Source organism: Streptomyces sp. LS1784 (assembly GCF_020103755.1).
GTDB lineage: Bacteria > Actinomycetota > Actinomycetes > Streptomycetales > Streptomycetaceae > Kitasatospora.
In genome coordinates, this window is record NZ_JAHSQD010000433.1 from 1 (window position 1) to 6,984 (window position 6,984).

Consider the following 6,984-nt stretch of genomic DNA (forward strand, 5'->3'; position numbering starts at 1 on the left):
TCTGCCGGAAGCCGGGGGCGTCGGTGCGGGGGCGGGCGAAGGCGGCGGCCGCGCGCAGGCTGGTGTGCGGGCCGAGGGCGGTACGTCGCGGGTGCGGGGCGCCGCCGAGGGCCGGGTCGAGCAGCCGGCTGTCGGCGGGGGTGATGGTGACCAGGCCGGAGCGGTGGGTGTAGTCCGGGTCGGTGACCACCTCCTCGACGATCCGTCCGGTGCGGTGCAGCTCGCGCAGCACCGGGTCCAGGGTGCGGGCCAGCGCGTGCTTGGGCAGGTACGCCTCGACCAGCGCCGTCGCGGTGACGTGGTGGCCGGGCAGGGTGGCGCCGGAGGCCCGCCAGGTGCCGCTCGCCTCGTCCCGTTCGATCCGCACGTCCGCACCGAGGAAGCGCACCACCCCGGCCTCGGAGAGGGCGAGCAGCTGGCGCAGCCGGAAGCCGGGCGGGCCGGAGGCGAGGAAGCTGAAGTAGCCGAAGAACCACTCGTCCACCTCCTCGGCGATCGAGCGGGCGGTGAGCCGGCCGCTCGCCGTCAGCCGGGGGAGCTGGCCGAACAGCGAGAGCAGGGCGAGGAAGGCGCCGAGGTCGGCGCTGTGCGCGGGGTCGGCGCGGCGGTCGGCGTCGGCGGTGACGTACGCGCGCAGGTGCGCCTGGAGCTCCTCGTCGGTGCCGAGTTCGAGCCCGGCCAGCGGGTGGTCGAGCCGTTCGACGTCGATCCGGTCGGCCGGGTCGGGAACGGCCTCGGCGATCAGGGCGGCGAGTTCGGGGGTGTACCAGCCGTGCCGGTCGTAGCGGGCGAGGAACTCCGGCCAGGGCAGGGCGGTGCGTCCGGGGTGGGCGTGGAACAGCTCGTGGTAGTGCCCGAAGCCGATCTCCTTGGCCATCAACGGCCAGAAGTCGCGGCGCAGTTCGAGCTGTCCTCCGGTGGTGAGCACGGCGTCCACGGCGGCCTCGTCGAAGTACCGGGGGAGCGGGGCGGGCGGCCCCTGGAGGCGGTAGCCGGTCTTGGAGTGGTACGGGACGCCGCGCCGGGAGCCGAGGTGGAGCACCGGCTCGCGGCCGGAGGGGAGGTAGCGCAGCGCCGGCCCTTCGCCGGTGGGCTCGAAGCGGCCGCCGCGGCCCTCGGTGAGCAGGGCGACCAGGTCCACCGAGGCGAGGCCGAGGCCGCGCAGCACCACCTGTTCGCCGGGGGCGAGGCCGGCCAGCTCGGCGGCCACGTCGGCGGAGTAGGCGGGCGGGAGGTGGAAGCGGCCGTGCCGGGCGGCGAACTCGGTGTCGGCGGCGAAGCGCGGGTGCGGGGCGGAGTCGAGATGACCGAGGGTGAGCACGACGTGGTCGGCGGTGAGCGTCCGGTCGGCGAGGTGGACGGTCTGCGGGCCGTCGGCCGGTCCCTCGATCCGCCGGACGGTGTCCCGGTGGACGGTGACCTCGATGTGCGTCGGCAGCTCGGCGACGGCGCGGCGGAACGCCCAGTCCAGGTAGGCGCTCTGGGCCCGCCGGGTGGGGAAGTCGGTGGGTGCGAGGGTGCGCAGCTCGGCCCGGACGGCCGGGTCGGCGACCTCCCGGTAGGGCGCGAACTCCTCCTGCCGCAGGGCCCATTCGGCGAGCGAAGGGCCGGGGCGGACCGGCCCTTCGAGGGCGGAGCGCTCGTCGGTGAACATGGTGACGTCCTCGGCCATCGAGTTCATCCGCAGCAGCGGGGACTGGTCGTGGCGCCAGATCCGGCCCGCACCCGGCGGGTACGGGTCGACCAGGTGGATCGCCAACGGCCGCTCGGCGGGCAGCAGTTCGGCGGCGTTGGCGGCGATCCGCTCCAGCAGGCCGGTGGCGCGCGGGCCGGCACCGACGATGACGAGGGCCGTCATGCCCGCACCACCTTGGCCACGGCCGCGCGGGCCCGCTGCAGCGGGGTGGGCGGCAGGCCGTCACGGGTGGCGCCCTTGGCGAAGTGCCGCTCCACGTAGTACTGGCCGATGGACAGCAGGGTGGTGACCACCAGGTACCAGATGGTGGCGACCATCAGCATCGGGATGACCTGGTACGACTGGAGGTAGACCAGCTGCACCGAGTAGAGCAGGTCGGAGACGGCCAGCACGCTGACGATGCTGGTGCCCTTGAGCGCGCCGATCAGCATGTTCCCGGCGGTCGGCACGATCGCCCGCATCGCCTGCGGCACCACGATCCGGCGCAGCACCCGCCACCGGCCGAGCCCGAGCGCGGCCGCCGCCTCCAGCTGGCCGCGGTCCACGGAGAGGATGCCGCCGCGGATCACCTCGGCGGCGTACGCGGTCTCCAGCAGGGTGAGGCCGATGACGGCGGTCAGGGTGGGGCCCATCAGGTCGACGGTCCTGACGGTGACGAACTCGGGGCCGAACGGGATGCCGAGGCCGAGGGTCGGGTAGAGCGCGCCGATGTTGAAGAAGAACAGCAGCTGCACCAGCGGCGGGGTGGAGCGGAACACCCAGACGTAGCCCCAGCTCAGCGTGCGCAGCACCGGGTTGGTGGACAGCCGCATGGTGGCGAGGAGGGTGCCGAGCACGAAGCCGAGGGCGAGGGTGACGGCGGTCAGCCAGAGGGTCAGGGTGAGCCCGTCGAGCACGGACCGGGCGGTGAACCAGTCGGCGACCACGCTCCACTGGAAGGCCTTGTTGCGGATCACCGAGTTGACCGTCATCGCGGCCAGCAGCAGGGCGACGGCGGCGGCGGCCCACTGGCCGGGCTTGCGGCGGGCGACGATCCGGGCCTCGGGGGCGGGGAGGTCGAGTACGGAGGGGGCGGGCAGGACGTCCTGCGGGGTGGCCATGGCGGCGGCTCCTGGGCGGAGTGCGGGCGGGGAGGGTACGGCGGTGGTCACGTACGCGGGCGCGGCCCGCGTCCCTCAACGCGGCCGGCGCAATGCACTGCACTCCGCTTCGATCGTACGCATGCGCGATCGACGGCTGTCAAGGGTGATCAGGGCGCGGGAGGGCTCGGTCGACGCACGTCGGAAAAGCGACAGGAGATCGCAACAGTGCGGCAATGATGGATGGTTGACGGACCGATCGGCCGACTGCTCAACTTGAGGCCATGTACGCCGAGCAGCCTCTGGTCAGCCGTGACCACATCGACTTCGGTCGGGTGTGGTCCGCGGCGTGTCGCGGCTGATCCGGCAGCGGGCCGTCCGTCCGGCCTGATCCCCCGTCGGGGAGCCCTCCCTCGGTTCGCCCCGTCGCGGCCCGGACCCGTCGCGGCCCGGACCCGTCGCCGACCACCGGCGGCGCGCCGGGCCTTCGCTGCCGCCGATGACTTCGCACTGCGCTCCGGCCTCCTTCACTGCGGCCCCTCCTCCGCTCGGCACTCCCTCCGTCACCCCTGGCACCGTCACCCGTCCGACGGCCGCCCCGCCGTGGCCGGCTACACCCGGTTCTACCTCACCACCGGTCCGCGCCGGCCCGAGGCCGAGGGCCTCTACCTGGCGGCCGGCCACACCCCGCTGTTCGACGTCCCGGCCGATCCGACGACCATCGGCCCGCTCCCCTTCGAGAAGCAACTGCCCGCCCGTGAGCGGCAGTTGCCCGTTCCGGCTCCGACCTCCTGAAAGGCCCCCCGTGAGAACCAGCACCGCCCGCCGCCTGCTCGCGACCACCGCCCTGCTGCCGGTCCTGGCCCTGGCCGCCTGCGGCTCGGACCCGAAGATCGCGAGCGCGGCGGGGGCGGGCGGTCCGGCCGCCACCGCCACCGAGGACCTCGTCTCCGGCCTCGCGAAGTCCGAGGCCGCGGCCGCGCTGCTGCCCGAGGAGGTCCGCAGGGCCGGCACGCTGAAGTTCGGCTCGGCCTTCGGCGCGCCGCCCAGCGCGTTCTACGCCGACCAGGCCGGCAAGAAGCCCGCCGGGATCGACGTGGACTTCGCGGACGCGGTCGCCAGACTGCTCGGCCTGACCGTGCAGCGCGAGGAGGCCGCCTTCGAGACCATCCTGCCCTCGCTGGACAGCGGGAAGTACGACGTCGGCACCGGCAACTTCGGGGTCACCACGGCCCGGCTGAAGACCATCGACTTCGTCACCTACATCGACGACGGCCAGGGCTTCGCGGTGAAGAAGGACAACACCGCGATCCAGCCGGTCACCGACCTGCTCCAGCTGTGCGGGCTGACCGTCGGCACCACCGCCGGCACCACCTTCGAGACCACCCTCAACAGCCGCAGGAACGTCTGCGCCGACGCCGGGAAGAAGCCGTACGAGGTCAGGGCGTTCAGCGAGAGCGGCGCGCTGCTGACCAGCCTCCGGCAGGGTCGGGTGGACGTGGAGATGTCCACCATCAACGGCCTGCGCTACCAGTCCGCGCAGGAGGCCTCCGGGACCCGCTTCCTCGGGGAGTTCCACCGCCTCGACGTCGGCTTCGCCCTGAAGAAGGGCTCGAAGCTCGCCCCGGCCCTCCAGGCGGCGGTCAACGAGCTGATCAAGGACGGGACGTACCAGCGGATCCTGCGCAAGTGGGGGGTCGCCGATTCGGCGATCAAGGAGTCGCAGATCAGCCCGCCCGAGCACGGCTGAGCGCCGAGCGCACCCCGCCGCCCACCCCGTGGCAGCGCGTCCGGGCCTTCGCCCGGAGCCTGCCGGACCGCTCCCGGCCCGCCGCCGCCCGTACCTCCGGAGGACAGTCGTGACCACCCTGGCGAAGCCCGCCCCGAACCCGGCGGATCCGGCCCCGGCTGCCCCGATGGTGCAGGTCCGCGGCCTGCACAAGAGCTTCGGCCGGCTGGAGGTGCTGCGCGGGGTCGACCTGGACGTCCCGGCCGGCTCGGTGACGGTGGTGCTCGGCCCGTCCGGCTCCGGCAAGTCCACCCTGCTGCGCGCGATCAACCACCTGGAGAAGCCGGACCGCGGCCACGTCGCCGTCGACGGCGAGCTGATCGGCTACCGCCGCTCCGGCGACCGGCTGTACGAGCTCAAGGAGCGCAAGGTGCTGCGCCAGCGCACCGGCATCGGCTTCGTGTTCCAGAACTTCAACCTGTTCCCGCACCTCACCGTGCTGGAGAACCTGGTCGAGGCGCCGGTCGCCGCGCTGCGCCGCCCCAGGGCCGAGGCCAGGGCGGCGGCGCTGGCGCTGTTGGAGCGGGTCGGACTGGCCGACAAGGCCGCCGCCTACCCCCGGCAGCTGTCCGGCGGGCAGCAGCAGCGGGTGGCGATCGCCAGGGCGCTGGCACTGGAGCCGAAGGTGCTGCTGTTCGACGAGCCCACCTCGGCGCTCGACCCGGAGTTGGTCGGTGAGGTGCTGGACGTCATCAGGGACCTCGCCCGCGGCGGCACCACGATGATCGTCGTCACCCACGAGATCGGCTTCGCCCGCGAGGTCGCCGACACCGTGGTCTTCATGGACGGCGGCGTGGTGGTCGAGCAGGGCCCGCCCGCCGAGGTCCTGGACCGGCCGCGGCACGAGCGCACCCGGGCCTTCCTGGCCAAGGTCCTCTGACCCGCCCTTCCCGTCAGCTCCGCCAAGTTCCCTTCACCGAGCAGGAGTTCCACCATGTCCCTACCCCGTCGCGCCCTCGTGGCCGCCGTCGGCACGCTCGCCGCCGCCCTCGCCCTGGCCGGTTGCGGCAGCAGTGCCACGGGCGCGGCGGCGGATGGAGCGAGGAGAACGAACGGGCTGGTCAGGGCGCTGAACGGGGCGATCGACGAGGTGATCAGGAACGGCACGTACGGGCAGGTGCTCAAGCGCTGGGGCCCGGACGGCGAGGCCGTGCCGAGTTCCGAGATCAACCCGCCCGGGCTGCCCGGGCCCAGGCCGTAGGAAGGGCCGGCCGGGGTCGTTCACCCGTTCGTCCCCGGCCGCCGCTATGGTGACCCCTCCGACGGCGAACGCCGAGCGGGCGCGGTCGAGTTGGGGGATGGGCATGGAGAAGGGCGAAGTGCTCGGCGGACGCTTCCGGCTGGAACAGAAGCTGGGCCGGGGCGGCTTCGGCGTGGTCTGGCGGGCGACCGACACGACCATGAACCGCGAGGTCGCGGTCAAGGTGCTGCTCGCCGAGCACGCCACCGACCGGGAGGCGGTCAGCCGGTTCGTCCGCGAGGCCCGGACGGCCGGCGGCCTCAACAATCCGCACATCGTGACCGTGTACGACTACGGGTGGACCGAGGCCGGCTCCGGAAAGATCCCGTACCTGGTGATGGAGCTGGTCCGCGGCCGGGCGCTGTCCGAGGTGCTCAAGGACAGCCGGCCGGACCACAAGCAGGCGCTGCGCTGGATGCGGCACGTGTGCAAGGCGCTGGACGCCGCGCACCGCTCGGGGATCGTCCACCGGGACATCAAGCCCGAGAACGTGATGATCACGAAGGAGGACGAGGGGGAGCGGGCCAAGGTCCTGGACTTCGGCATCGCCCGACTGGTCACCCAGACCGTCCGGCTGACCTCCACCGGCAACGTGGTCGGCACCGTCCCGTACCTGGCGCCCGAGTGCTGGTCCGGCGGCGCGGTGGACGGCCGGGCCGACCTCTACGCGCTCGGCGTCATGCTGTACGAGGTCTGCACCGGCGCGCGCCCGTTCCGCGCCGCCTCGGCCGCCGAGTACATGTACAAGCACCTGGAGGAGGTCCCGTCCCGGGTGCGCAGCAAGGATCCGGCGCTGGCCGGGCTGGTGGCCGAGCTGCTCGCCAAGCGTCCCGAACAGCGGCCGGCCGGCGCCGCCGAGGTGCTGGAGCGGCTGCGCGCCGTCCAGCCCGGGATGCTGCGCCCGGACGACCCCAGCCCGGAGCAGCTGCGCCGCCGGGCCGACCGGGCCTGGCGGCACGGCGAGGCCGGCGAGGTGGCGGAGGCGGTGGAGATCCTCACCGCACTCGTCCCCGACTTCGCCCGGATCTGCGGCCCGTACGACCCCCGCACCCTGCGCACCTGCCACGACCTGGCCCTCTGGCTGGCCCGGGACGGCAGTCCCGGCGCCGCCGTCGCCCTGTTGGACGAGCTGGCCCAGGCGCCCGGCACCACCCCGGAGGCCCGGGCGGACGCGCGGCGC

The 6,984-nt window shown here is 73.7% G+C and carries 6 protein-coding genes and 1 pseudogene; 5 read left to right on the forward strand and 2 right to left on the reverse strand.

The window, feature by feature from the left end; translation table 11 throughout:
• The coding region (locus tag KS423_RS33690) for an FAD/NAD(P)-binding domain-containing protein (RefSeq protein WP_224283553.1) at positions 1–1,858 on the reverse strand (1,858 nt) is incomplete at its 3' end.
• Positions 1,855–2,796 carry an amino acid ABC transporter permease gene (locus KS423_RS33695; RefSeq protein ID WP_224283554.1) on the reverse strand — a complete coding sequence of 314 codons (942 nt, stop codon included), beginning with the start codon at positions 2,794–2,796 and terminating at the stop codon, positions 1,855–1,857. The genes KS423_RS33690 and KS423_RS33695, both read right to left, overlap by 4 nt.
• 588 nt (positions 2,797–3,384) lie before the next feature.
• Here KS423_RS33695 and KS423_RS33700 point away from each other — a divergent pair.
• From KS423_RS33700 to KS423_RS33720, 5 genes and pseudogenes are all read left to right on the forward strand, one after another.
• A pseudogene (locus KS423_RS33700) lies at positions 3,385–3,570 on the forward strand (GNAT family N-acetyltransferase); the annotation flags it as partial.
• Between the two features lie 10 nt (positions 3,571–3,580).
• Entirely contained in the window at positions 3,581–4,525 is a 945-nt protein-coding gene (locus KS423_RS33705; RefSeq protein ID WP_224283555.1) for an ABC transporter substrate-binding protein, read from the forward strand.
• A 166-nt stretch (positions 4,526–4,691) separates the two neighbouring features.
• Positions 4,692–5,444 (forward strand): amino acid ABC transporter ATP-binding protein, encoded by a 753-nt coding sequence (locus KS423_RS33710; protein WP_224283557.1) that lies wholly within the window; start codon positions 4,692–4,694, stop codon positions 5,442–5,444.
• 54 nt (positions 5,445–5,498) lie between these two features.
• On the forward strand, positions 5,499–5,765 hold the full coding sequence (locus tag KS423_RS48625; protein WP_374120075.1) for a hypothetical protein: 267 nt from the start codon (positions 5,499–5,501) through the stop codon (positions 5,763–5,765).
• Between the two features lie 103 nt (positions 5,766–5,868).
• Positions 5,869–6,984: serine/threonine-protein kinase (locus KS423_RS33720; protein WP_224283556.1), on the forward strand; the 1,116-nt coding region annotated here is incomplete at its 3' end.